23 protein-coding genes are annotated in these 21,762 nt (G+C 72.2%); 15 read left to right on the top strand and 8 right to left on the bottom strand.

Features of this window, described 5'->3' with window-relative positions; translation table 11 throughout:
* Window positions 1–63 precede the first annotated feature (63 nt).
* Window positions 64–663: an HAD domain-containing protein gene (locus tag ABZ877_RS01360; RefSeq protein ID WP_361062330.1), complete on the top strand. Its 600-nt coding sequence runs from the start codon at window positions 64–66 to the stop codon at window positions 661–663.
* Here ABZ877_RS01360 and ABZ877_RS01365 read toward each other — a convergent pair.
* Entirely contained in the window at window positions 628–2,109 is a 1,482-nt protein-coding gene (locus ABZ877_RS01365; RefSeq protein WP_361062333.1) for a HAMP domain-containing sensor histidine kinase, read from the bottom strand. The genes ABZ877_RS01360 and ABZ877_RS01365 overlap by 36 nt on opposite strands.
* Entirely contained in the window at window positions 2,106–2,795 is a 690-nt protein-coding gene (locus ABZ877_RS01370) for a response regulator transcription factor (RefSeq protein ID WP_361062336.1), read from the bottom strand. Before ABZ877_RS01370 ends, ABZ877_RS01365 begins: the two co-directional genes overlap by 4 nt.
* 159 nt (window positions 2,796–2,954) lie before the next feature.
* Between ABZ877_RS01370 and ABZ877_RS01375 the strand changes: the two genes are divergently transcribed.
* The 4 genes from ABZ877_RS01375 to ABZ877_RS01390 all read left to right on the top strand — a co-directional run bounded on the left by ABZ877_RS01375 (window position 2,955) and on the right by ABZ877_RS01390 (window position 7,079).
* Window positions 2,955–4,292, top strand: a complete 1,338-nt coding sequence (locus ABZ877_RS01375) for a ferredoxin reductase family protein (protein ID WP_361062339.1) — start codon at window positions 2,955–2,957, stop codon at window positions 4,290–4,292.
* 78 nt (window positions 4,293–4,370) lie between these two features.
* Window positions 4,371–4,802, top strand: coding sequence for an FMN-binding protein (locus ABZ877_RS01380; protein ID WP_361062342.1), 432 nt, complete (start codon window positions 4,371–4,373; stop codon window positions 4,800–4,802).
* Between the two features lie 22 nt (window positions 4,803–4,824).
* On the top strand, window positions 4,825–5,532 hold the full coding sequence (locus tag ABZ877_RS01385) for an FAD:protein FMN transferase (RefSeq protein WP_361062874.1): 708 nt from the start codon (window positions 4,825–4,827) through the stop codon (window positions 5,530–5,532).
* Window positions 5,533–5,732: 200 nt separating this feature from the next.
* Window positions 5,733–7,079 (top strand): phosphatase PAP2 family protein, encoded by a 1,347-nt coding sequence (locus ABZ877_RS01390; RefSeq protein WP_361062877.1) that lies wholly within the window; start codon window positions 5,733–5,735, stop codon window positions 7,077–7,079.
* Window positions 7,080–7,252: 173 nt separating this feature from the next.
* Here ABZ877_RS01390 and ABZ877_RS01395 read toward each other — a convergent pair whose 3' ends face one another.
* Window positions 7,253–8,482 (bottom strand): glycosyltransferase, encoded by a 1,230-nt coding sequence (locus ABZ877_RS01395; protein ID WP_361062345.1) that lies wholly within the window; start codon window positions 8,480–8,482, stop codon window positions 7,253–7,255.
* Between the two features lie 152 nt (window positions 8,483–8,634).
* Between ABZ877_RS01395 and ABZ877_RS01400 the strand changes: the two genes are divergently transcribed.
* Together ABZ877_RS01400 and ABZ877_RS01405 are read left to right on the top strand one after the other, a co-directional pair.
* The gene (locus ABZ877_RS01400) at window positions 8,635–9,369 is read left to right on the top strand and encodes a D-Ala-D-Ala carboxypeptidase family metallohydrolase (RefSeq protein ID WP_361062880.1); all 735 of its coding nucleotides are present in this window, start codon (window positions 8,635–8,637) and stop codon (window positions 9,367–9,369) included.
* A 56-nt stretch (window positions 9,370–9,425) separates the two neighbouring features.
* Window positions 9,426–10,343, top strand: coding sequence for a helix-turn-helix domain-containing GNAT family N-acetyltransferase (locus tag ABZ877_RS01405; RefSeq protein WP_361062348.1), 918 nt, complete (start codon window positions 9,426–9,428; stop codon window positions 10,341–10,343).
* Here ABZ877_RS01405 and ABZ877_RS01410 read toward each other — a convergent pair.
* Window positions 10,327–11,220, bottom strand: a complete 894-nt coding sequence (locus ABZ877_RS01410) for an LLM class F420-dependent oxidoreductase (RefSeq protein WP_361062351.1) — start codon at window positions 11,218–11,220, stop codon at window positions 10,327–10,329. The genes ABZ877_RS01405 and ABZ877_RS01410 overlap by 17 nt on opposite strands.
* 304 nt (window positions 11,221–11,524) lie before the next feature.
* Between ABZ877_RS01410 and ABZ877_RS01415 the strand changes: the two genes are divergently transcribed.
* Window positions 11,525–11,695 carry a hydrophobic protein gene (locus tag ABZ877_RS01415; RefSeq protein WP_361062354.1) on the top strand — a complete coding sequence of 57 codons (171 nt, stop codon included), beginning with the start codon at window positions 11,525–11,527 and terminating at the stop codon, window positions 11,693–11,695.
* Window positions 11,696–11,781: 86 nt separating this feature from the next.
* Here the strand turns inward: ABZ877_RS01415 and ABZ877_RS01420 are convergent, their stop codons facing one another.
* Window positions 11,782–12,180, bottom strand: coding sequence for an ATP-binding protein (locus ABZ877_RS01420; RefSeq protein ID WP_361062357.1), 399 nt, complete (start codon window positions 12,178–12,180; stop codon window positions 11,782–11,784).
* Between the two features lie 177 nt (window positions 12,181–12,357).
* On the opposite strand from ABZ877_RS01420, the gene ABZ877_RS01425 reads away from it, so the two are divergent.
* Complete coding sequence (locus ABZ877_RS01425; protein WP_361062360.1) at window positions 12,358–12,879, top strand: AAA family ATPase; 522 nt, start codon at window positions 12,358–12,360, stop codon at window positions 12,877–12,879.
* Here the strand turns inward: ABZ877_RS01425 and ABZ877_RS01430 are convergent.
* Window positions 12,869–13,438 (bottom strand): CGNR zinc finger domain-containing protein, encoded by a 570-nt coding sequence (locus ABZ877_RS01430; protein ID WP_361062363.1) that lies wholly within the window; start codon window positions 13,436–13,438, stop codon window positions 12,869–12,871. The genes ABZ877_RS01425 and ABZ877_RS01430 overlap by 11 nt on opposite strands.
* 83 nt (window positions 13,439–13,521) lie before the next feature.
* Here ABZ877_RS01430 and ABZ877_RS01435 point away from each other — a divergent pair, with 83 nt between their 5' ends.
* From ABZ877_RS01435 to ABZ877_RS01455, 5 genes are all read left to right on the top strand, one after another.
* On the top strand, window positions 13,522–14,694 hold the full coding sequence (locus tag ABZ877_RS01435; RefSeq protein ID WP_361062366.1) for an epoxide hydrolase: 1,173 nt from the start codon (window positions 13,522–13,524) through the stop codon (window positions 14,692–14,694).
* 96 nt (window positions 14,695–14,790) lie between these two features.
* On the top strand, window positions 14,791–15,660 hold the full coding sequence (locus tag ABZ877_RS01440; protein ID WP_361062369.1) for a nucleic acid/nucleotide deaminase domain-containing protein: 870 nt from the start codon (window positions 14,791–14,793) through the stop codon (window positions 15,658–15,660).
* A gap of 40 nt (window positions 15,661–15,700) precedes the next feature.
* Window positions 15,701–17,383 (top strand): hypothetical protein, encoded by a 1,683-nt coding sequence (locus ABZ877_RS01445; RefSeq protein ID WP_361062372.1) that lies wholly within the window; start codon window positions 15,701–15,703, stop codon window positions 17,381–17,383.
* Between the two features lie 143 nt (window positions 17,384–17,526).
* Window positions 17,527–19,224 (top strand): nucleic acid/nucleotide deaminase domain-containing protein, encoded by a 1,698-nt coding sequence (locus ABZ877_RS01450; RefSeq protein ID WP_361062375.1) that lies wholly within the window; start codon window positions 17,527–17,529, stop codon window positions 19,222–19,224.
* 65 nt (window positions 19,225–19,289) lie between these two features.
* Entirely contained in the window at window positions 19,290–19,907 is a 618-nt protein-coding gene (locus tag ABZ877_RS01455) for an SUKH-4 family immunity protein (protein ID WP_361062378.1), read from the top strand.
* Window positions 19,908–19,922: 15 nt separating this feature from the next.
* Here ABZ877_RS01455 and ABZ877_RS01460 read toward each other — a convergent pair whose 3' ends face one another.
* Together ABZ877_RS01460 and ABZ877_RS01465 are read right to left on the bottom strand one after the other, a co-directional pair.
* Window positions 19,923–20,282, bottom strand: coding sequence for a DoxX family protein (locus ABZ877_RS01460; protein WP_361062381.1), 360 nt, complete (start codon window positions 20,280–20,282; stop codon window positions 19,923–19,925).
* A 24-nt stretch (window positions 20,283–20,306) separates the two neighbouring features.
* Window positions 20,307–20,816 carry a cupin domain-containing protein gene (locus tag ABZ877_RS01465; RefSeq protein ID WP_361062384.1) on the bottom strand — a complete coding sequence of 170 codons (510 nt, stop codon included), beginning with the start codon at window positions 20,814–20,816 and terminating at the stop codon, window positions 20,307–20,309.
* Between the two features lie 81 nt (window positions 20,817–20,897).
* Between ABZ877_RS01465 and ABZ877_RS01470 the strand changes: the two genes are divergently transcribed.
* A complete protein-coding gene (locus ABZ877_RS01470) occupies window positions 20,898–21,749 on the top strand; it encodes a LysR substrate-binding domain-containing protein (RefSeq protein ID WP_361062387.1) in 852 nt (283 codons plus the stop codon).
* Window positions 21,750–21,762: the final 13 nt, after the last annotated feature.

A 21,762-nucleotide genomic window follows, 5' to 3' on the forward strand; every position in this document is an offset into this window, starting at 1 on the left:
CCCAGCCCACCAGGCGCCAGTCGTGCCCGCCCACACCTCGGTGCCGCCCGCTAGGTTGACCGCGTGTCCACATCCACGCCGCCCCTGCTCTTCCTCGACGTCGACGGGCCGCTCATCCCCTTCGGGGCCACGCGGGAGGAGATGCCCGCCGGTTACCCGGTCTACGAGCCCGCGCGCCCGCCGCGCGGAGCCGGCACGAATCCGCTCGTCAGCCGGATCGACCCAGCTCTTGGACCACGGCTGCTGGCGCTGCCCTGCACGTTGGTGTGGGCGACCACATGGGGCGTCGAGGCCAACGAGTGTGTTGCTCCATGGCTCGGGTTGCCCGAGTTGCCGCTCGTGGAGTGGCCGGATTCCGCCGAGGACGATGATCAAGTCGTCGGGCTGCACTGGAAGACCCGCGCCCTGGTCGACTGGGCCGACGGGCGTCCGTTCGCTTGGGTGGACGACGAGATCAGCGACCGGGACCGGCTCTGGCTCGACGCGGAGCAGCCGGGACGGGCCTTCGCTCATCGTGTCGACCCGCGTCACGGGCTGACGGACAGCGATTTCACCGCTCTGCACCGCTGGCTGAGGACGAAGGCGCCCTCCGCACCCGCACAGTCACAGTCACCCGCACCGCCCCCCTCAGGGCACCGGCAACCGCACCGTGAACACCGTTGAGCCCGGGCGGCTCGTCAGGGTGAGGGTGCCGGTGTGGGCGTGGGTGAGGGAGCGGGCCACCGAGAGGCCGAGGCCGCTGCCGCCGCGTGCGCGGGTGCGGGCCTTGTCGACGCGGTAGAAGCGGTCGAAGACCCTGGCCCGGTCGGCGGGCGGGATGCCGGGGCCCGCGTCCTCGATCCGGACCACCGCCGTGTCCCGCTCCTGGGCGACCTCCACGCACACGTGTGTACCCGGAGGTGTGTGCACGGCCGCGTTGGCGAGCAGGTTGTCGAGGACCTGCCGGATGCGGTCCGGGTCGACGCGGAGGGGGAGCGGTGCCGCGCGCGGCGGGACGGTGACGGTGAGCGGCCGGTCGGGATGCGCGGCCCGGAACGCGGCGGCCGCCTCCTCGACCAGTTCCACGAGGTCCGCGTCCCGCACCCGCAGCGGCGCGTCCATCTCGGCCGCGTCGAGCCGCGCGAGGAGCAGCAGGTCGTCGAGGAGCACCCCCATGCGGGCGGCCTCGGCGCGCAACCGTGCGAGGTGCTTGTCGCGTTCCTCGGGCGCGTTGGCGGCGGCGTACTGGAAGAGGTCCGCGTAGCCGCGTACGGACATGAGCGGGGTCCGCAGTTCGTGCGAGGCGTCGGCGACGAAGCGGCGCAGGCGCTGTTCGGCCTCGGCGCGGACGGCGAGGGAGTCGTCGATGTGCTCCAGCATCGTGTTGAAGGCGGCCCGCAACTCCTCGACCTCGGGCCCGCCGCCCCGCTTGTCGGCGCGGATCGGCAGCCGGGCCGCGGACTCGGTGAGGTCGTGCGAGGCGATGCCGTGGGCAGTGTGCGCCATGTCGCTGAGCGGGTTCAGCCCGCGCCGCAGCATGCGCCGGCCGGACTCCACGAGCGCGGCGAGGGCGAGCGCGAAGGCGACGACCTGGACCCCGATCAGCCGCCGCAGCGTGTCGTCGATGTCGCGGGTCGGCGCCGCGCTGACCAGGACGACTCCGGGCTCCACCGCGCAGGCCCGCAGCCGGTACTCGCCGTCGCCGTCGAGGTGCGCGGTGCGCAGCACCTCCGTGCGGTCGGAGACCTGCTTCTCGGCGAGCGACGTGAGCGGCGCGATGTCACGGGGCAGGTCCCCGCGCTCCTCGGGCGTCCGCAGCTCGGCGGTGCCGCCGGACACGTCGTACACGGCGTAGTACCAGCGGTAGTACTTCTTGCCCTGGAGCGTGCCGTTCCGCGCGATGCTCTTGGACTGGGCGACCTGCGCGAGCCCGAGCTGGTCGTCGAGCTGGTGCGTCAGATAGTCCCGCATGTACGTGGTCAGGGCCGTGCCCACGACGGCGAACACGACCAGGGCGAGCGCCCCGAGGCCGAGCGCGAGGCGGGTGCCGAGCCGCAGCCGCCGGTACGCCCGCCGCACTTTCCCCAGCCCGCGCCGCACCGTCTCCAGCCCGCGCCGCGCACGGATCACTCGCCCGCCTGCCGTATGACGTACCCGAACCCGCGCACGGTGTGGATCAACGGCGCCCCGCTGTCGTCGAGTTTGCGGCGCAACCGGCTGACGACCAGCTCCACGACGTTCGAACGCCCGCCGAAGCCGTACTCCCACACGTGGTCGAGGATCTGCGCCTTCGTCATCACGGCCGGCGACTTGCGCATGAGGAAGCGCAGCACCTCGTACTCGGTGGGGGTGAGGGTGAGCGACCTGTCGCCGTGGCGCACCTCGTGGGTGTCCTCGTCGATCGACAGCTCGCCGACCCGCAGCACGGACCGCTGGAGGTGCGGCCCGGCGCTGCGCCGGAGCACGGTGCGCAGGCGCGCCATCAGCTCCTCCACCGCGAACGGTTTGACCAGGTAGTCGTCGCCGCCCCGGGTGAGCCCCGCGACCCGGTCGGCGACGCCGTCCCGCGCGGTGAGGAACACCACCGGCACCATCGTGCCCGCCGCCCGCAACCGGTCGAGGACCCCGAAGCCGTCCACTCCGGGCAGCATCAGGTCGAGCACCACGATGTCCGGCCGGAACTCGGCGGCCAGCCCGAGCGCCTCCTCGCCGGAGTTCGCGGTGACGGCGTCCCAGCCTTCGTAGCGAGCGACGGTCGCGACGAGATCGGCGATCGGCGGGTCGTCGTCGACGACCAGGAGGCGTACTTTTTCCACCCGCTCATACTGCGCCATCCCGCAGGTCGGGCCGTATGCCCCGGCTCACACAGCGGACTCATTGATAAGGAGTTGTCAGCAGTCCGACAGCTTCCCGACAGCTTCCGCGGGCCAAGCTCGAACCGCCCTCACCGAGAAACCTCCCAGGAGCTGCCGTCCGTGACGACCGTCCAGTCACCCTCCGCGCCGCCCACCGGCATACGCCCCGGAGCGGTGGCCCGCACGGGCCTCTGCACGGTGCTCGCCGCCAACGTGGCCGTCGTCGCCTGGTTCTTCGCCCAGGCGGGCTTCGCCTCCAACGCGCTCATCGTCGTAGGCCGCTTCACGGGTCTCTACAGCGCCCTGATCATGGCGTTCCAACTGGTCCTCGTCGCGCGGCTGCCCTGGCTCGACCGCCGCATCGGCATGGACCGGCTGACGAGCTGGCACCGCTGGACCGGCTTCGCGCTGCTGTGGTCGCTCCTCGCCCATGTCGTCTTCATCGCTTTCGGCTACGCGGACGGCACGGGCGTCGGGCCCGTCACCGAACTCGTCGACCTCGCGGAGACGACGGAGGGCGTGCTGCGCGCGGTCGTCGCCCTCGGCCTCATCCTGGTCGTCGGCGCGGTCTCCGCCCGCTGGGCCCGCCGCCGTCTCGCCTACGAGACCTGGCACTTCATCCACCTGTACACCTACGTGGCCGTGGTCCTCGCCTTCACCCACCAGGTCGCGGTCGGTACGACCTTCACCACGTCGCCCACCGCGACCGCGTACTGGTACGCGCTGTGGGGCGCGGCCCTCGGCGCCGTCCTCGTCGGCCGGGTCGCCCTGCCGCTGTGGCGCAACCAGCGCCATCAGTTCCGCGTCGCGGCCGTCGTCCCCGAGTCGGACACGGTCGTCTCCGTCCACATCACCGGCCGCGACCTCGACCGGCTGCCGGCCCGGGCGGGCCAGTTCTTCCTGTGGCGGTTCCTGACCCGGGACCGCTGGTGGCAGGCCAACCCGTTCTCGCTCTCCGCCGCACCCGACGGCCGGAGCCTGCGCCTGACCGCCAAGGCGGTGGGGGAGGGCAGCGCGAGCCTGCGCCATCTGAAACCCGGCACACGTGTCTTCGCCGAGGGGCCCTACGGCGCCTTCACCACCCTGCGCCGGACACGGACCGAGTCGCTGCTCGTCGCGGGCGGCGTCGGCGTCACCCCGATCCGCGCGCTCCTGGAGGAGCTCGACGGCCACACCGTCGTCGTCTACCGCGTCACCTCCGAACGCGACGCCGTCCTGTACGAGGAGCTGCGCGACCTCGCCGTCGCCAAGGGCGCCGAGCTGCACCTGGTGACGGGCCCGCCGGTCCCCGACCGTCTCGCGCCGCGCGAACTGGCCCGTCTCGTGCCGGACCTCGCCGACCGGGACGTCTTCCTGTGCGGGCCGCCGCCGATGATGAACGCCGTCCTGCGCACCCTCGGCGACCTGGGTGTGCCGAAGGAGCAGATCCACTTCGAGCGGTTCAGTCTGGCGGGCTGACGAGGACGAGGCCAGGAACGAGAACGGGAACCAGAACGGGCGCATGAGGCACATGAGAATGAGGACGAGGAAGCACACGTGAAGCGAACCATCCCCCGGGCCGTCCCCGTCGTCGCGCTCAGCATCGTGGGCCTGGTCGCCGTCTGGCGCCACGAGCCCTCCGTCGGCGGTGGCGGGACGACGACGGTCGCGGAGCCCACGGCCCCGGCCCCCTCGGCGTCGCCCTCCACCTCGACCGGAGCCTCGTCGTCCCGGATCGTCACCGGGCCGACCGTCACGACGGAGAAGGGCCCGGTGCAGGTCCAGGTCACCGTCGAGGGCGACAGGATCACCGCGGTGAGACTGCTCAAGCAGCCGAACCATCCGCAGACGACGGCAGCCGTGCCGAAACTGGTCGTGCACACGCTCGAAGTGCAGAGCGCCGACGTCGACACGGTCACCGGAGCCACGATCACCAGCGACGCCTACGCGGAGTCCTTGCAGGCGGCCCTCGACGCGAAGGGCGCCTGACGTGCGCCGCGTGGAACACGTCATGGGGTTCCCGGTCTCACTGCGGATCGACGACGAGCACGTACCGGAGGACCTCGCCGACACCGTCTTCGCGTGGCTGCGCGAGGTCGACGCACGGTTCAGCCCGTTCAGGCCCGACAGCGAGGTGTCGTCCCACGGCCGCGGCGAGCTCGCGCCGCACGAGCTGAGCGACGACCTCACGGAAGTCCTTGACCTGTGCGAGCGCTACCGGCTCGCGACCGGCGGCGCGTTCGACGCCCGTCTGCCGGGGCGCGGCCTCGACCCGTGCGCGGTGGTCAAGGGCTGGTCGGTGCAGCGCGCCGCGCGGTCGTTGCGCGCGGCGGGCGTGCGACGGTTCTGCCTCAACGCCGGGGGTGACGTCGTCGTCTCCGGCGGGCCCTGGCGCGTAGGCGTACGCCACCCGGACCACGCCGACAAGCTGTGCGCGGTGCTCGACCTCACCGACCACGCGGTCGCCACCTCCGCCCGCTACGAGCGCGGCGACCACATCGTCGACGGTCGCACCGGGCGCCCCGCCACGGACCTGCTCAGCGTGACGGTGGCCGCCCCCACCCTCACCGAGGCGGACGCGGTCGCCACGGCGGCGTTCGCGATGGGCGCCGACGGGATTACGTGGGCCGCGGCGCTGCCCGGCTGCGAGGTGTTCGCCGTGGACGCCGGGCGCCGCGTCACACGTACGGACGGATTTCCGCTGCACGAGGGCGGCTGACGGCGGAACGCGGCCTTCCCGCGTCAAGCAGGTTGTCAGCCCATATGTGTGTGTCCACATCGCCCGGTAGGGTGAGCCGACTTGGTCACATGTCGGACACATGAATAAGCGGCGAGAAATTGAGATCAACGGTTACACCTGAGCTTGCGCGAGGACACGGCAGCGGCGGCTCCGACGCGTGGCGGCGGCTCCGCACCCCGCTGTGGATCACGGCGGGGGTCGTGACGCTCGGCTTCCTCGTCACGCTGGAGATCGTCGCGCGCCGCTACGGCGAGTCCGGGCCCTTCACCCTCGGGGCACGAGAGTTGATCTTCGCTCCGGCGTCGGGGCCCCTGCTGTACGTCAGCATGGCGCTGATGATGGTCGTCCTGAACCGGCGGCAGCGCCTCGTCGCGTTCGGGGCGGCAGTCGGCATCGACGTCGTCTTCTGGCTCGTACGGTGGATCGTCGACGCCAAGATGATGTTCGGCAACGGGGCGCTCATCGTCACCCTCGTCCACGGCGTCATCGCCCTGACCCGCCGCAAGGGCGAGGAACGCACCCTGCTCCTCAAGGGCGTCGGCCTCGCCCTGCTCCTCGTCGCGGGACGCAAGACCGGCGACACGTGGCTGATGATCACGTGGAAGACCAAGCCCACGGTGCTCGACCCGTACGTGGCCGTCGCCGACCACGCGCTCGGCGAACCCTCGTGGCTCGTCGGCCGGCTCGTCGAGGCGAGCGGCACCGTCGGCGCGCACCTCCTCGACTGGGTCTACGTCCAGCTCGCGGCGTGCGCGGTCGTCGTCGCCCTGTACCAGCTCCGCCACGTGACCACGGCGCGCCGCTTCCCGCGCCACCACCTGCTGCGCACATTCCTGGTCATCGGCCTGCTCGGGCCGGGCATCTACATGATCTTCCCGGTCGTCGGGCCCGTCTACGCGTACGGGACCGAAGGCGGGATCTGGGCCGCGGCGAACCTGTGGCCGCACACGCTGCCGGCGCTCACCGCCCCGCACGCGATACCGTTCGACGACATCACGCCGCGCAACTGCATGCCCAGCCTGCACACCGCCTGGTCCACCGCGATCTTCCTGCACTCCCGCAGGGGGCCGCTGCTGCTGCGGTGCGTGGGCGCGTTCTGGCTGGTCGCCACGCTCGCCGCGACGCTCGGCTTCGGCTACCACTACGGGGCGGACATCGTGGCCGGGGTCGTCTTCACGCTCACCATCGAGACGGCCCTGCGCACCTTCGACCGCGACCGGAAGCGGGAGGGGGCGCTGCTGGTGGCCTACGGCGCCGCCGTCTTCACCGCGCTCCTGCTCGCGTACCGCTACCTGTCGTTGACGATGGCCGAGCACCCCTGGGTCTTCGGCCCGCTGATGATCCTCTCGATGGTCTCGGTGATCGTCGGCTACATGCGGCTCACGCGCCGGTGGAGGCAGGAGGACGGCCCCCTGACGGCCCACCTGCCCCAGCCCCGCCTCGCACCGCACCCGACGCCCACCCTCCACCCGGACATCACCCCGGACGACCCGACGGGCCCGAAACAACCGGCGGGTCTGCCCTAGCCGCCCCTTTAGGCCCCCGAGACGGTCGACCCGGGCGGCCGGTCGTACGCGCGCCCCGGACGTGCCCCGTACTGGTGGTGGCCGACACGCTTGTCCACCGCGACGACAGCCACATGTCGGAGACCTACGCGCTAGCCCCTGTCCCCGGTCCTGGCGGCCTTGGCCGGCCGGTCTCAGCCGAGTCGTTCCAGCGCGTCGAGCACCGGGCGTGCCCCGTCCTCCTCGGCGAGGCGCGCGGCGATGTGCCGGGCTCGGCCGTGCAGCGCTGGTTCGCGTACGGCCTCGGTGATCGCGTCGGCCAGTCGGTGCGCGGTGAGGCGCTGGTGGCGGACCGGGCGTGGGGAGACGCCGAGCGCGTGCAGGCGGGCGGCCCAGAAGTGCTGGTCGAGCTGGACGGGGACGGGGACGGCCGGGACACCGGCGCGCAGTCCGGCGGCGGTGGTGCCCGCACCGGCGTGGTGGACGGCGGCGGCGATGCGGGGGAGCAGCCAGGCGTGCGGGACCTCACGCACCGTGATGATGTCGTCGTTCTCGACGTGCAGGCCGCTCCAGCCCGCCTGGACGACGCCGCGCACCCGCGCCCGCCGCAGCGCCTCGCCGATCATGTCGCTCAGCTGTTCCGCGTCGGCGGTGACGAAGCTGCCGAACCCGGCGAACACGGGCGGCGGGCCCGAGGCGAGGAAGTCGACGAGCCGTGGTTCGGGCCGCCAGTCCGGCGGGATCGCGGGCCACCAGTACCCGCAGACGCGGTGCCCGTCGGGCCAGTCGCGCGGGCGGGGCACGACGTGCGGGCTGAAGCCGTGCAGCACCTGCCGCGTCGACACATGGTGCAGCTCCCGCGGGGGCAGGCCGAGTTCGCGGCGCAGGGCGCGGACGGCCGGGGCGAAGATGCGGTCGGTCCCGGCGCGCAGGGCGTGACCGCCGAGCAGGTTGCCGTACGGACTGAGGGAACGGGCGCCGGTCAGGACCGGGGCGAAGGCCGTCGTCGGGTGGATCGGCTGGAGGTGGGCGCCGAGGACGGGAACGCGCAGGGCCTCGCCGAGCGCCGCGCACATGGGCTCGGTGACGGTGGAGCTGAGCAGCACGTCGGCGCCCTGCCGCACAGCGTCGTGGACCCCGGCCGTCAGGGCCGGCATGAACGCCCGCGCCATACGGATCAGCCGGGCCATCTGCACGGCCGGGTTGACCGCGCGGGCCACTCCCTGGCCGTCCGCCGACGCCAGTTCGCCGCGCGGGTCCACGGGCAGCGCCCGGAAGCCGAGCCGGTGCGCGGTCACCGCGGACCGGAACCGTTCGTGCGTCGCCAGCGCCACGTCATGACCCGCGGCGCGCAGCCGCACGCCCAGACCGGTGTAGGGGGCGACGTCGCCCCAGCTCCCTGCCGTCACGATCAGTACGCGCATGGGAGCAGCATGTCAGTGCATGGGCGTCAGCGGCGTAAGGGTAAGGGGCGGGCGGCCCTATTGACGCGCGTAGCGCGGGCCCGGCAGTGTCAGGGAAACCGGCACCTCTCACACCCGCACCCCACGCCACGGGAGGCACTGTGTTCGGCACTGTGTTCAGACGGCACCTGCGCGCCCTGCTCACCCTTGTCATGCTCGCCTCATTGACGGTGCTCGGCGCCGCGGCCACCACCGGCACCGCCCACGCCGACGGCTGCTACACCTGGAACCGCACCCTGAGCCAAGGCGCCAGCGGGGAGGACGTGCGCCAGTTGCAGATCAGAGTCGCCGGATACCCCGGCTACGGCGCCGTCCTCGCCGTCGACGGCCAGTACGGCGCCGCCACCAAGGCCGCCGTCACCCGCTTCCAGCAGGCGTACGGACTCTCGGCCGACGGCATCGCGGGCACCCAGACCTTCGACAAGCTCTACGCACTCCAGGACAACGACTGCACCCCGGTCCACTTCACCTACGCGGAGATGAACCGCTGCAACTCCGACTGGTCCGGCGGCGCGGTCTCCGCCGCCTCCGCGAAGGCCAACGCACTCCAGCAGATGTGGAAGCTGGAGGCCCTGCGCCACGCCCTCGGCGACCGCCCGCTGACCACCAGCAGCGGCTTCCGCTCCACCGCCTGCAACAACGCCGTCGGCGGCGCCGCCAACAGCAACCACCTCTACGGCCGCGGCATCGACCTCGTCGGATCACCGTCGTTCTGCGAGATCGTCAAGCAGGCCCGCAACCACGGCTTCAACGAGATCCTCGGCCCCGGCTACCCGGGCCACAGCGACCACGCCCACCTCGGCAGCCAGAGCTCGCGCTACTGGTCGGCGTCCACCTGCGGCATCTGAGAACGGCCCGCGAACTGAGCCTGCCCTCCCGTCCATTCTCTGACTAAGGTCAGAGAATGGACAGCGAGCAGGTTCACGTGACCCAGGTACGACGCTTCAACCGGACCGTCGCCGAGCGGGTCGGAGTACTGCACGACCAGTACCTCGGCGGCGCACGCCCCTACGGACAGGCCCGACTGCTCTGGGAACTCGGCGGCGACGGCGCCCACGACGTGCGCAGCCTGCGCGACCGCCTCGGCCTCGACTCCGGTTACGTGAGCCGCCTGCTGCGCGCGCTGGAGAGCGACGGCCTCGTCACCGTCGCGCCCCACCCCCGCGACCGGCGCATCCGCACGGCGCGGCTCACCGCCGCCGGACGCGAGGAGCGCGCCCACCTCGACGACCGGAGTGACGCCCTCGCCGCTTCCCTCCTCGCACCGCTCGACGCCCGCCAGCGGACCCGACTGACCTCGGCCATGGCGGAGGTGGAGCGCCTGCTCACCGCCTCCGTGGTCTCCCTCGAAACGGTCGACCCCGGCCACGCCGACGCCGCGCACTGCCTGCGCGCCTACGCCGCCGAGCTGGCCGACCTGTTCGATGAGGGCTTCGACCCGGGAAACAGCCTGCTGCCCGACCCCGGCGAACTGCGCCCGCCGCGCGGCCTGTTCCTCGTGGCCCGGCTGCACGGCGAACCCGTCGGCTGCGGCGGGCTCAAGCTCCCGCCCGGCGCGCCCGCGGAGATCAAACGGCTGTGGGTCAGCCCCCGGGCCCGCGGCCTCGGCCTCGCCCGGCGCCTCCTGGCCGAGCTGGAGGAGCGCGCCGCCCGGCACGGCAGCGACCGCGTCCGCCTCGACACCAACAAGGCGCTGGAGGCCGCCGTACGCCTCTACCGCACGAGCGGCTACCGCGAGGTGCCCGCCTTCAACGACGAGCCGTACGCCCACCACTGGTTCGAGAAGGACATCGGCGCGCCGGGCGCTACAGCCAGTCGGTGAACGCCTCGGCCAGGACCCGCCACTCGGCCCGGGGCAGTCCGGGCCCGTCCTCGGCGGACGTGAGGACTTGCAGCGCGACATGGTCGGCGCCCGCGTCGAGGTACTCCTTCGTCCGCGCCCGCACCTGATCGGTGTCGCCCAGCGCGAAGAGGGCGTCGAGCAGCCGGACGCTGCCGCCGCCGTCGAAGTCGCTCTCGGAGAAACCGAGGCGCAGCAGGTTGTCCGTGTAGTTGGGCAGCCGCAGGTACATGTCCAGCATGGCGCGCGCGGTGGTACGGGCCCGGCCCAGATCGGTGTCCACCACCACGGACAGCTCGGGCGCGAGCAGCGCGTCGGGGCCGAGGGCCTCCCGCGCCTGCGCCGTGTGCTCGGCGGTGACCAGGTACGGGTGGGCGCCGGCCGCGCGGTCGGCGGCGAGGCGGAGCATCTTGGGGCCGAGCGCCGCGAGGACACGGCGGGTGGCGGGCACGGGCGGCACAGCGGCGTCGAGCGCGTCGAGGTACTCCACCATCGCGCTGTACGGCTTCGCGTACCCCTTCACCATCGGGCCGTGGCTGACGCCCAGACCGAGGACGAAACGGTCGCGGTCCTCCTCCGGCACGGCCGCGATCCGCCCGGCGACCTCCTGTGCCGTGTGCTCCCAGATGGAGAGGATGCCGGTGGCCACGGTGATCGTACGGGTGGCGGCGAGCGCGGCGGCGGCGTCCTCGGGGGAGGCGTTCCCGCCGAGCCAGACCGTGCCGTAGCCCAGCGTCTCGAGTTCGGCGAGCGCTTCCGCGATGCCTGTGCGTTCCTCCGCGGTCTCGGCCCGCTGCACGCTGAGCGCGCTGCTCCAGATGCCGATCCGCCCGAATTCCGTGTGCGCGTGTGAGGTCATGGTGTGATCAACCTTGCCCGGCCCGGGCTATTCCCGCCAGCGGGGCGTCTGCGCGGAGTGTGGCGGGGGCGGGCGGCGACCCCTGGACACCACCCGACAGGTGCCGCCCGCCCGAGCCACTGGCAGACCCGCCAACGGGGGGCGTAGTGCGGGCCTGCTCATCACCCGGGTGCCCCTTGCACAGCCGTGCACACGTGTGTTCTTGAAAACCGGACCGCATGCCCTGGCGGTCGTGAAAGAAACGTGCCCTTTGTGTGTTTGTAGGGACGGGATAAGAGCAAACGAGTGCCAGGAGGTAATAACTATGGTTCCCCTGCTTCTGGTCCTTCTTCTGGCTCTCATCCTCTTCGGCGCGGGCTTCGCACTGAAGGCACTGTGGTGGATCGCCATCATCGTGCTCGTGGTGTGGCTGCTCGGCTTCGTGATCCGGCCCGCCGCGAGTGGCGGCCGCAAGGGTCGCTGGTACCGATGGTGACCCACGGATAGACGCGCGTAAGCAAGCGAGCAATGAGCCCCGGCCGGACAGACGGCCGGGGCTCATCGCTGTGCGCGCGAGCGCAATCAAGTACGAAGGGGAGGCGCCAGCACGGCGCTGACGGTCTTCCCGCCGCGATGCCGCTCGACGCTGACCGAACGGGCCAGGTTGCGCACCATGAGCCAGCCGAAACCGCCGGGCACGGTGGGGTCGTGGGGGAGCAGCAGCGGCTCTCGCTCACTGCGGTCGCTGACCTGCACCACCAGCACGTTCTCGTGGACGCAGGCGCTGAAGCGGGTGATGCCGCCGCCGTGGCGCAGCGCGTTGGCCGCGAGCTCGCTGGCGATCAGCAGCGCGTCCTCGTGCAGCCGGCGCGCCTGGTGGCGTGGCAGGCCCTCGCACAGGGGGAGCACGGCCGTACTGGTCTCGGCCCGCGCCTGGGAACAGGTCATGCGCTCCGTGAACGGCATGGCGGGAGCGCTCATGGCGGCAACCTCCTTTGTGCGTACATGCTTGCTCGACTTGCTGCGTACTCACTTGCCCGCCACCCGACGAGGGCACACGCCGCCACCCGCCCCGGCCCGGCCCGCGCGGACCGGACGTACCCGTTCCGTGACGCGGCCGGCACAGGCTGACGACGTGCGCGCGGCTAACGTCGGCGGATGATCGTATGGCTCAACGGGACGCACGGAGCGGGCAAGACGACCACCGGCCCGCTCGTGCAGCGACTGCTGCCGGACTCGCGGGTGTTCGACGCCGAGAAGGTCGGCGAGACGCTCATGGACATCAGGCCGGGGCTGCCCGAGACGGACAACTTCCAGCACTGGCCGCCGTGGCGGACCCTGGTCGTCGAGACCGCGCGCCGCGTCCTCGACTACACCGGCGGCACCCTGGTCGTCCCCATGACCGTCCTGGTCGAGGAGTACTGGCGCGAGATCAGTGCGGGCCTCGCCCGGCACGGCATCCCCGTGCACCACTTCGTCCTCCACGCGGATCAGGAGACCCTGCGCGGACGCATCGAGGGGGACACGGTCATGGGCCCCTCCGCCTTCCGCCTCGCCCACCTGCGGCCCTACGCCGAGGCGTCCCGCACATGGCTGCACGCCGAGGCGGAGGTCATCGACACGACCCACCTCACCCCGGCGCAGGCGGCGTCGCGCATCGTGACCTCCGTCAAGAGCTGAGGTTCTTGCGCTGGTTGGCGTGGAAGCGGGCCTTCTTCTGGCGGTTGCCGCACGTGTTCATGTCGCACCACTTGCGGGTGCGGCTCTGACTGGTGTCGAAGAAGGCGGCCCGGCACGTCGGTGAGGCGCACAGCGCGAGCTTCCCGTCCCGTTCGCCCGCGATGACGCTGATCGCGTCGGCGGCGACCACGCTGAGGGCGTCCTCCACGCGGGACGCCGACAGGAGCCGCCACTGCCGCTCGCCCCCGGGGGAGAGGGCGGCCGCGGCCCGGCCTTGCGCGCTGCAGTCGTTGATGACCTGGAGGGCGGGGGCGGGGAGGGCGTCGTGGAGCGCGGCGGCTGTCGCGGCGGCGTGGATCGACTCCCTGAGTTCACGGGCGCGATCGAGCTGGGCGGGTGTGCAGGAGTCCACGGCGAGGCCGTACACCGCGAACCAGTCGATCAGGCGCTGAGGTGTGGGAACGCGCTCGACGGCGGCGCCATGACGCTCCGTCAGCGTCGCCGTGAAGCTGGTCGCCAGCACCTTGCCGAGACGGAACTCGGGAAACTCACCACGCATGGAACCACCTTAGACGGTTGCGGCAGGGCGGAAAACCTTGCTAGAACCGTCTTAGCCGGTTCCATGTATGGCCTGGAGGTCACATGTCCCGTCCGACCGAAGACGTGCACGTGTTCACATTCCGCGCGACCGACGCCGACCTCGAAGAACTCCGCGCCCGCCTGGCTGCGGCGCGCCTGCCGGAGCCCGAGACGGTCCACCCCGCCCCGCCCGGCCCCCGCCGGTGGAGCCAGGGCGTCCCCCTCGCCGACCTGATCGATCTCGTCGCGTACTGGCGCACGGAGTACGACTGGCGGTCCTTCGAGGCGCGCCTGGACGAGATCGGCCAGTTCCGTACGGTCATAGACGGCCTGGGGATCCACTTCCTGCACCGCAGGTCCCCGCGCGCGGACGCCACCCCGCTGATCCTCACGCACGGCTGGCCGGGCAGCGTCGCCGAGTTCGTCGACGTGGTGGACGACCTGGCCGACCCGAAGGACCCGGACGCGCCCGCGTTCCACGTCGTCGCTCCCTCGCTGCCCGGCTTCGGCCACAGCGACAAGCCCGCCACCACGGGGTGGGGGACCGAGAAGATCGCGGCCGCCTGGGTGGAGCTGATGGGACGGCTCGGCTACGACCGGTTCGTCGCCCACGGCGGCGACTGGGGAGGGAACATCACGACGATCCTCGGCGGCCGGTTCCCCGATCACGTGCTCGGCATCCACTCGACGTTCGCGGAGGTGCCCTCCGGCTCGTCGACGGACGAGCTCTCGCCGGCCGACCGCGCCGTGGCCGAGGAGGCCCGCCACTTCTGGCTCCACCGCGCGGCCTACGCGAAGCAGCAGGCGACACGGCCGCAGACGATCGGCTACGCGCTCGTCGACTCACCGGTCGGGCTCCTCGCCTGGCTCCTGGACAAGTTCGCCGAGTGGTCGGACACGGAGGACAGCCCGTTCGAGACGATCTCGAAGGACCGCGTCCTCGACGACGTCACCCTCTACTGGCTGACGCGTACGGGCGCGTCGGCGGCCCGCATCTACTACGAGAGCCACAACTCCCTCGACCCCGACCTCCGCGTCGACGTCCCGTCGGCGCTCACGATGTACCCCCGCGACACCGAGAAGTGCCCCCGCCCGTGGGCGGAGAAGCGCCACCGTCGGCTCGTCCGCTGGCGGACACCGGAGACGGGGGGCCACTTCCCGTCCCTGGAGAACCCGGCGTTCTTCGTCGAGGACCTGCGGGAGGGCCTGGCGGCGGTCCTGGCGGCACACCGCTGAACCGGGCGGCCCCGGCCACATGGACAGCGGGGCAGTCGCCGGAACCGCGGACGCATAGGGTGGGGCCGGTAAGTCCGTCGCCATGGAAGGTCTGTGATGCCCGAGCTCCCCCCGGACCCCGCCGTCGCACAGTTCGGTCCCCAGGGGCTGCGCCGCATCAGCGTGCCCGCCTCGTACGGGACCGTGCCCGCCTCGGCCCGCGCCCACCTCGCGCAGGTCGGGGTGCCGCTGCACGTCGGCCCGTACTTCATCGCGGCGGACGACACCGACGGGATCACCCTCGGGATGTTCACCGGCCACCGGGGCGTCGCGCTTCAGGGCGACTGGGCGGAGTGGGTGCGCATCGGCACCGACCGCCTGGCGCACCTGTGCGTCCGCACCGACGGCTCCGTGCAGGCCCTGTTCCTCGGCCGCGGCGAGCCCGCCCTGTTCGTGAACTCCGACGTCGCCGCCTTCACCCACTGCGCCGCCGCCCTGGACCGCGCCCTGCCCGTGATCGCCGCCTCCGAGGGGCTCCAGGCCGCCGCCGAGGCGTTCGCCGCCCTGGTCCAGGAGATCCGGCAGATCGACCCGGAGGCCGTGGCCGACCGGGAGAACTGGTGGTCGCGCGTGCTCGACGACGTGCGGCACGCCCTCAACTTCCCCTTCTCCTCCGCGTTCGAGTTCGTGAACAAGGAGGGCGCGAAGCAGATCGTCACCGCCCAGGCCGGCCCCGGCCGCCTGCACCCGGAGGAGCAGCTGTGGCAGCAGCTCTCCTCCGCGGGCGTGGAGCCCGAACAGGTCAGCCGCGTCTACTGCGAGCTCGAACCGTGCATGATGCCCGGCCACTACTGTGCGGCCTGGCTCGAAGCGGTGCTCCCGCACGCCGAGTTCACGCACAGCTTCGACTACGGCGACACCGCGGAGTCCCGCGAGGAGGGCCTCAAGGAGCTCATGACGCACGCCGTCCAGCAGGACCAGCGGTGACCCGCCCCACCACGGCCCGGGAAACAGGAGAGGTGCACGCATGACCGCCGAACCCGCCCTGCCCTGGTCCCGGCCCGCCTCCGGGCGCGAACCCGCCGCGGCCGCCCTGCTCGCCTGGCTCGGCGACCCGGACGCCCCCGGCCTCGCCGTGGTCACCGGCTCCGAGAACCGCGGCAAGTCGCAGTTGCTCGCCTGGCTGATCGCGCACGGCACCCGGCCCGGCACCGTCACCGAGCGCCGCGTCCACGGCTTCGTACCGCTGCCCGGCCAGACCGTGACCACGACCGCCTGGATGCTCGGCGAACAGCTGTCGATCGCCGCCGGTTCCCCGGGCGCCCTGCTGGCCGGGCTCGCCGCCGACCGGCGCCGCACCGTCATCGCCCTGCCCGACCTGCACGCGGCCGAGGAGCCCGGCGCCCTCGCCGAACTGGCGCTGCGCCTGGCCTCCTTGCCGCACCTGCGCGTCCTCGTAGAGGTCCGCTCCGGCACGCCGTGGGAGCGGACGCTCACCGCCGGACCGTGCGCGCGGATGGACCTGGACGAGCCGCGGTGGACCGACGAGGCGCGCCGCGCGTCCTGGGACGCGGAGCACCCCGAGCCGCCCGGGGCGCGGGACCCCGAGCCGGAGGAGTCGTTCGACCTGGACGACCCCGCCTCCGTCTGCGCCGCCGACCCCTGGCGGGTGACCACCGCCTACGAGCGCTCCGAGGAGAGCCACGGCGGCCTACGCGCCGCCTGGCTGCGCGCCGGTGCCTCCCTCACCCGCGAGCAGCCCGTCGCCGAACGCGCGCTGGTCCTGCTCGCCGCCCTCGGCGACGCGGGCGACCCGCGGCTGCCCGCCGCGCTCACCTCCCTGGCCCGGGACGCGACGTGGTCGGTCGTCTGGCACCGGGTGCGCGGTGACGTGACCCCGCCGTGGCCCGGCCCGGTCCGCTCCGCCGCAATAGGCAGCGGCCCCCTGGCCGGACGGCTCGTCGTCGCCGACCACCAGGGCACGGTCCGCGTGCTCGACCTGGAGACCGCCGCCGCCGTCGGCCGCCTCCCGCACTCCGCGCCCGGCGGGCGCGCCGTCGCCGAGCACGGCGACGGCACCGTCACCGTCCTCGACGAACACGGCCGTCTGCACACCCAGCGGGCCGCCGACTCCACGAAGCCCGGCGGGATCGCCGCGCTCCTGGAGGACGGCCCCTCCCCGCAGGGCCAACTCCTCGAAGCCGTACGGGAGTACACGGAGCGTCAGCAGGAGACCATCACTGCCCTGACCGGCGGCGCCGGGGGCCGGATGGTGCTCGGCGACGCCGCCGGAACCGTTCATGTCCTGACCGTCGGCGCCGAGCCGCGCACCGCCGCCCTGCACCGGGGGCGCGTCACCGCGGTCGCCGGAACCGATCTGCCCGTCTCCGCCGAGGGCGACACGGTCCCCCTGCTCTACACGGGCGGCGCCGACGGCACCGTACGCGCGTGGGCCCCGCACACGGACCCCATGCCCGAGCCGGTCGCCGCCCGGGACTGCGCGGTCGTGGCGCTGGCGGTGACGACGGCGGACGGCGGCCCTGTCCTCGCGGTCGCCTGGGCCGACGGCCTCGTCGAGCACCGGGTCCTGGAGGACGACCGGCTGCGCACCTTCCGCCCCGGCGGCCAGGCCAACGCCCTCGCCTACACGGCGGAGGGCGACCTGATGGTGGGGACGGACGAGGCGCTGGTACGGCTCCGGCAGCGGTGACAACAGCGCCCGACCCGCCACCACATACGGATCTCGTCACAGAACTGCTGTGCGGCGGGGCTCCCTTGTGCACCTGACAACCGACACCGATAACCTGAGGGGGCAGGTGTCGCAGCAGGTGTGGGTGAGCGGAGCGCGCGCGTATGGGTCTGGTACTGCCGAGCGTCATTGATGAGGCGCTGGATCTCATCGGGGTGAGCTGGCCCAACGTCGACGAGGACGACTACTTCGAGATGGCGACGTCCCTGCGGGACTTCGCCGAGAAGTTCGAGGGCCACGGCGGTGACGCGGACAAGGCGGTCAACCGCATCCTGTCCTCGTCCGAGGGCTGGGCCGTCGAGTCCATGCAGAAGCACTGGTCGCATGTGAAGGCCGGGCACCTGGACAAGATCCCCGAGGTGGCGCGGCTGTTCGCGACCGCCTGCGACGGGGTCGGCGAGATCATCCGCGGTCTGAAGGTGAAGGCGGGCGTCGAACTCGGCGTCCTCGCGGGCACCATCGTCGCCGAACTCGCCGCCGCCCCCTTCACCTTGGGGCTCTCCGCCGCGGCCGCCGCCGGTGAGATCGCCCTGATGCGCACGGTGGTGAAGCGGCTCATCGACGAGGCCGTCGACCAGATCGTCGACGCGCTGATCAGCAAGGTCACCGAGCCCGTCACCGGCAAACTCGCCGAACTCGTCTCGGACATGACGCTCGATCTGGCCGAGGGCGCCTTCAACCCCGGGGACAACCCGGGCGGCATGCACCTGGCCTCCGCGGGCGACGAGGCCGGCGGCTCCGGCTCCGGCGGCGCGGGCAAGAGGACGGTCATCGACCACCTCGAGTTCGAGGACGGCGCGGGCAAGGTCTCCCGGCACGGCAGCGACATGGGCAGCCAGTCCGGGGTCCACCTCGGCAAGTCGCGGAGTGCCTTCGGCAAGACCAAGGGCAAGGACGCGATGACCTCCTCCTTCGACGCCATCCTGGAAGGGGCGATCGACGGTCTGGAGAAGGCGTCGCTGAAGGTGACCAAGCACGTCACCGACACCGTCCCGGACCGCGTGAAGGCCGCCTCCCGGCACCAGAAGCGCAAGGACCGCGACGTCGGCGACGAGACCGAGCGGGTCGACGTCAAGAGGGTCAAGCGCGACGGCGACACCCCCATGTACCTGCTCAGCGACGACGGTTCGATCCGCCAGCTCCACCACGACGGCACGACCAGCCCGGTCCGCACCAACGACACCTCCGGCGTGCACGACGTACTGGGCGACAAGGCCTGGTACCCGTGGAACAACAAAGAGAAGCAGCGCTCGAACAAGAACAAGGACAACAAGGACAAGAAGGTCAGCTCGACGAAGGTGGCGCCCGGCTCCACCGACCTGGCCCGCGCCAGCCAGCTCGGCCGGTACGCCAACCGGCAGGACCCCAACACCAAGTACATCCCCGGCGGCAACTACGCCTCGGCGCTGTACGACGACGGCAAGGGCCGGAAGTTCATCCTGGTCGGCGCCAGCGGCAGGTCGCACTCGGAACGCTCCATCGGGCACCCGCTCGTCAAGAAGGAGCACGAGAAACATGTGAGCGAGCTGTACACGGAGCGCGAGCCGTGCCAGAAGAACCCCAAGTGCGACCGATATCTCGCGCAGGAGTTCCCCGAGGACCTCAAGGTCACGCACAGCCAGAAGTACGACCAGTCGGAGAAGGACGACTCCGGCAAGGACCTCAGCGGGCACAAGAGGGACCGCGAGCACAAGGCGTACGTCAAGTGGCTGCACGAGCAGTGGGACAAGCACGGCGTCGACGGCGGACGCACTGATACGGTGATGAACCTTTCGCCTTCGCAGAACAAGTTCGTCCCGTAGCAGCCCGTAAGCCCTGAAGGCACGCAGCCGGCGCGCGAGCGCCGCCGAGTCCGAAAGTTCCCGCAGTGCTTTTCGACGTCACCCGCAGCGAACTCGCCGACATCTTCGGCGAGGACCGCCTCGCGACCCTGCCCGCCACCGCCTTCCCGCCCGCGGCCGCGGACACCGAGGGGGCCCGACTTCTGCAGACCGTCGGCGCCCCCACCGGGACGCTCCTGCTGCGCGAGCCCGACGAGGACTCCGGCGCGCTGCCCCTCGTCCAGGACATCGTCGAGCTCGACGACTTCGAGGACGTACCGCGGGGCGCGGGGGAGTGGCCCGTCATCGGCTGGCTGCTCAACGCCCACCTCGCCCTCGACCCCGCCTCGGGCGAGGTGCACGCCTTCGACGCCGACGAGGAGACGGCGCGGGCCCTGCACACCGACGTCTCCTCGCTCGTCCAGGTCACCGCCCGCTTCCAGCGCCTGCTCGACGCGTTCGCCTTCAGCGGCGACGAGGACGACGAGGACGCCGACTTCGAGCGCCTGGAGGGCGAGGTGGAGCGGATCACCGAGGAGATCACCGACGTCGACCCGCTCCCGTTCCAGGACGACGAGACGGTCTGGTCGGTGGTGGGCGAGGAGATCGCCGCGGGCCAGCGCTTCGAGGACGGCAGCCCGGGAGCCACTTCCCTCTACGGGTGACCCGCCCGCCGCCCCTCAGCGCGCGGCGGCCGGCCAGACGGTGACGGCCGCGAGGGCGAGCAGCCCCAGGTTGAACGCGATCCGCCGGTCCCCGCCCGTCAGATGGACGGCGACGGCGCCCACCTGGAGGACGACGAACCCGGCGGCAGCGGCCACGGCCAGGGCGGGCGCGATGTCCGTCAGCGGCGGCAGGACCAGGCCGGCGGCGCCGAGGATCTCGACGACGCCGAGGGCTCTGAGCGCGGGCAGCGGAACGCGGTCGACCCAGGCCATCATCGGCCGGAGCCGGTCGCGGCTGCGGACCGCTTTCAGAGCGCCTCCGTAGAGGTGGACCAGGGCGAGCGGCGCCGCGAGGAGCCAGTAGACGATGTTCATGGTGTCCGTTCAGGAGTGCGCGGTTCAGGAGTGTGCGGTCGCGGGCTCGGTCGCGTAGCGGCTCATCGCCTCCACGTTGTCCCTGGGTGTCAGTGGCCGCCCGTCGGCAAGTACGTCCTGGAGATCCCGGAAGTACTGCACGTACAGGTCGGGGGTAAAGGTGCTCAGCATGACGGCGGGTTCGTCCGCCGGGTTGGCGAAGGTGTGCGGGACGCCCGGCGGCACCATCACGAGCGTGCCCGCGCCGGCGTCGTGGTCCTCGTCGCCGACGGTGAACCGCACGGTGCCGGACAGGATGTAGAAGCCCTCGTCGTGACGGGCGTGACGGTGCTGCGGCGGCCCCTCGGCGTGCGGGGCAAGGACGGACTCGGCGATCGCCAGCCGGTGCCCGGTGCGGCTGCCGTCCTCGAGGATGCGCATGCGGGTGGCGCCCAGGACGAGCATCTCGCCGTCGCCGGGCCGGACGACGGACACACTGCCTGCCTGCCCGTGCCCCACGGTCGTTCGGTCGCCCTGTACGTGTTCTTCGGTCATGTCCACGAGTTCAGCGCGGGGCCACGGCCACTGTCCAAGACCGGTCTGGCCGAGCCGATACCGGATGGGTATCGTTCCAGCGTGGAGCTACGGACCCTGCGCTACTTCCTCGCCGTCGCGGAAGAACTCCACTTCGGGCGGGCCGCCCACCGGCTGCACATGAGCCAGCCGCCGCTGAGCCGGGCGGTCAAGCAGCTCGAGGCGGAGGTCGGGGCCCCGCTCTTCGTCCGTTCTCCCACGGGCGTCACCCTCACCCCGGTCGGCGCGGTCCTCGCGGACGAGGCGCGGGCCCTGCTCGACCACGCCGAACGCGTCCGCGTACGGGTGAACGCGGCGGCCGGTGCCTCGGCCCTCACCGTCGGCATCCTGGGCGACACCACCGACCCGGGCGTGTCCAGGCTGGCCGCGGCCTTCCGGCGCGAGCACCCCGGTGTCGACATCCGCATCCGCGACGCCGACCTCACCGACCCGACCTGCGGGCTCCGCGCCCACCTGGTCGACGTCGCCCTGACCAGGGCCCCGTTCGACGAAACCGCCCTGACGGTACGGGCCCTGCGCGCGGACCCCGTCGGGGTGGTCCTGCGCGCCGACGACCCGCTGGCCCGCCGCACCTCGTTGCGCGTGGCCGAACTGCGCGACCGCCGCTGGTTCCAGTTCCCGAAGGACACCGACCCCGTCTGGCAGTCGTACTGGAACGCGGGCAGCCCCCGCGAGGGCCCCGTCGTCCGCGCCGTCCAGGAATGCCTCCAGGCCGTCCTCTGGAACGGCACGGTCGGCCTGGCCCCGCTCGGCCACGACCTGCCCGCGGAGTTCACCCTCGTACCCCTCGTGGACATGGAGCCGAGCCGGGTCGTGGCGGCGTGGAACGAGAACGACCCCAACCCGCTGATCCGCTCCTTCGTGGCCATGGCGACGACGGCGTACCGCCGCTGAGGCAGGGGCCGCT

Origin of the sequence: Streptomyces sp. NPDC046939 (genome assembly GCF_040644575.1) — a bacterium.
GTDB lineage: Bacteria > Actinomycetota > Actinomycetes > Streptomycetales > Streptomycetaceae > Streptomyces.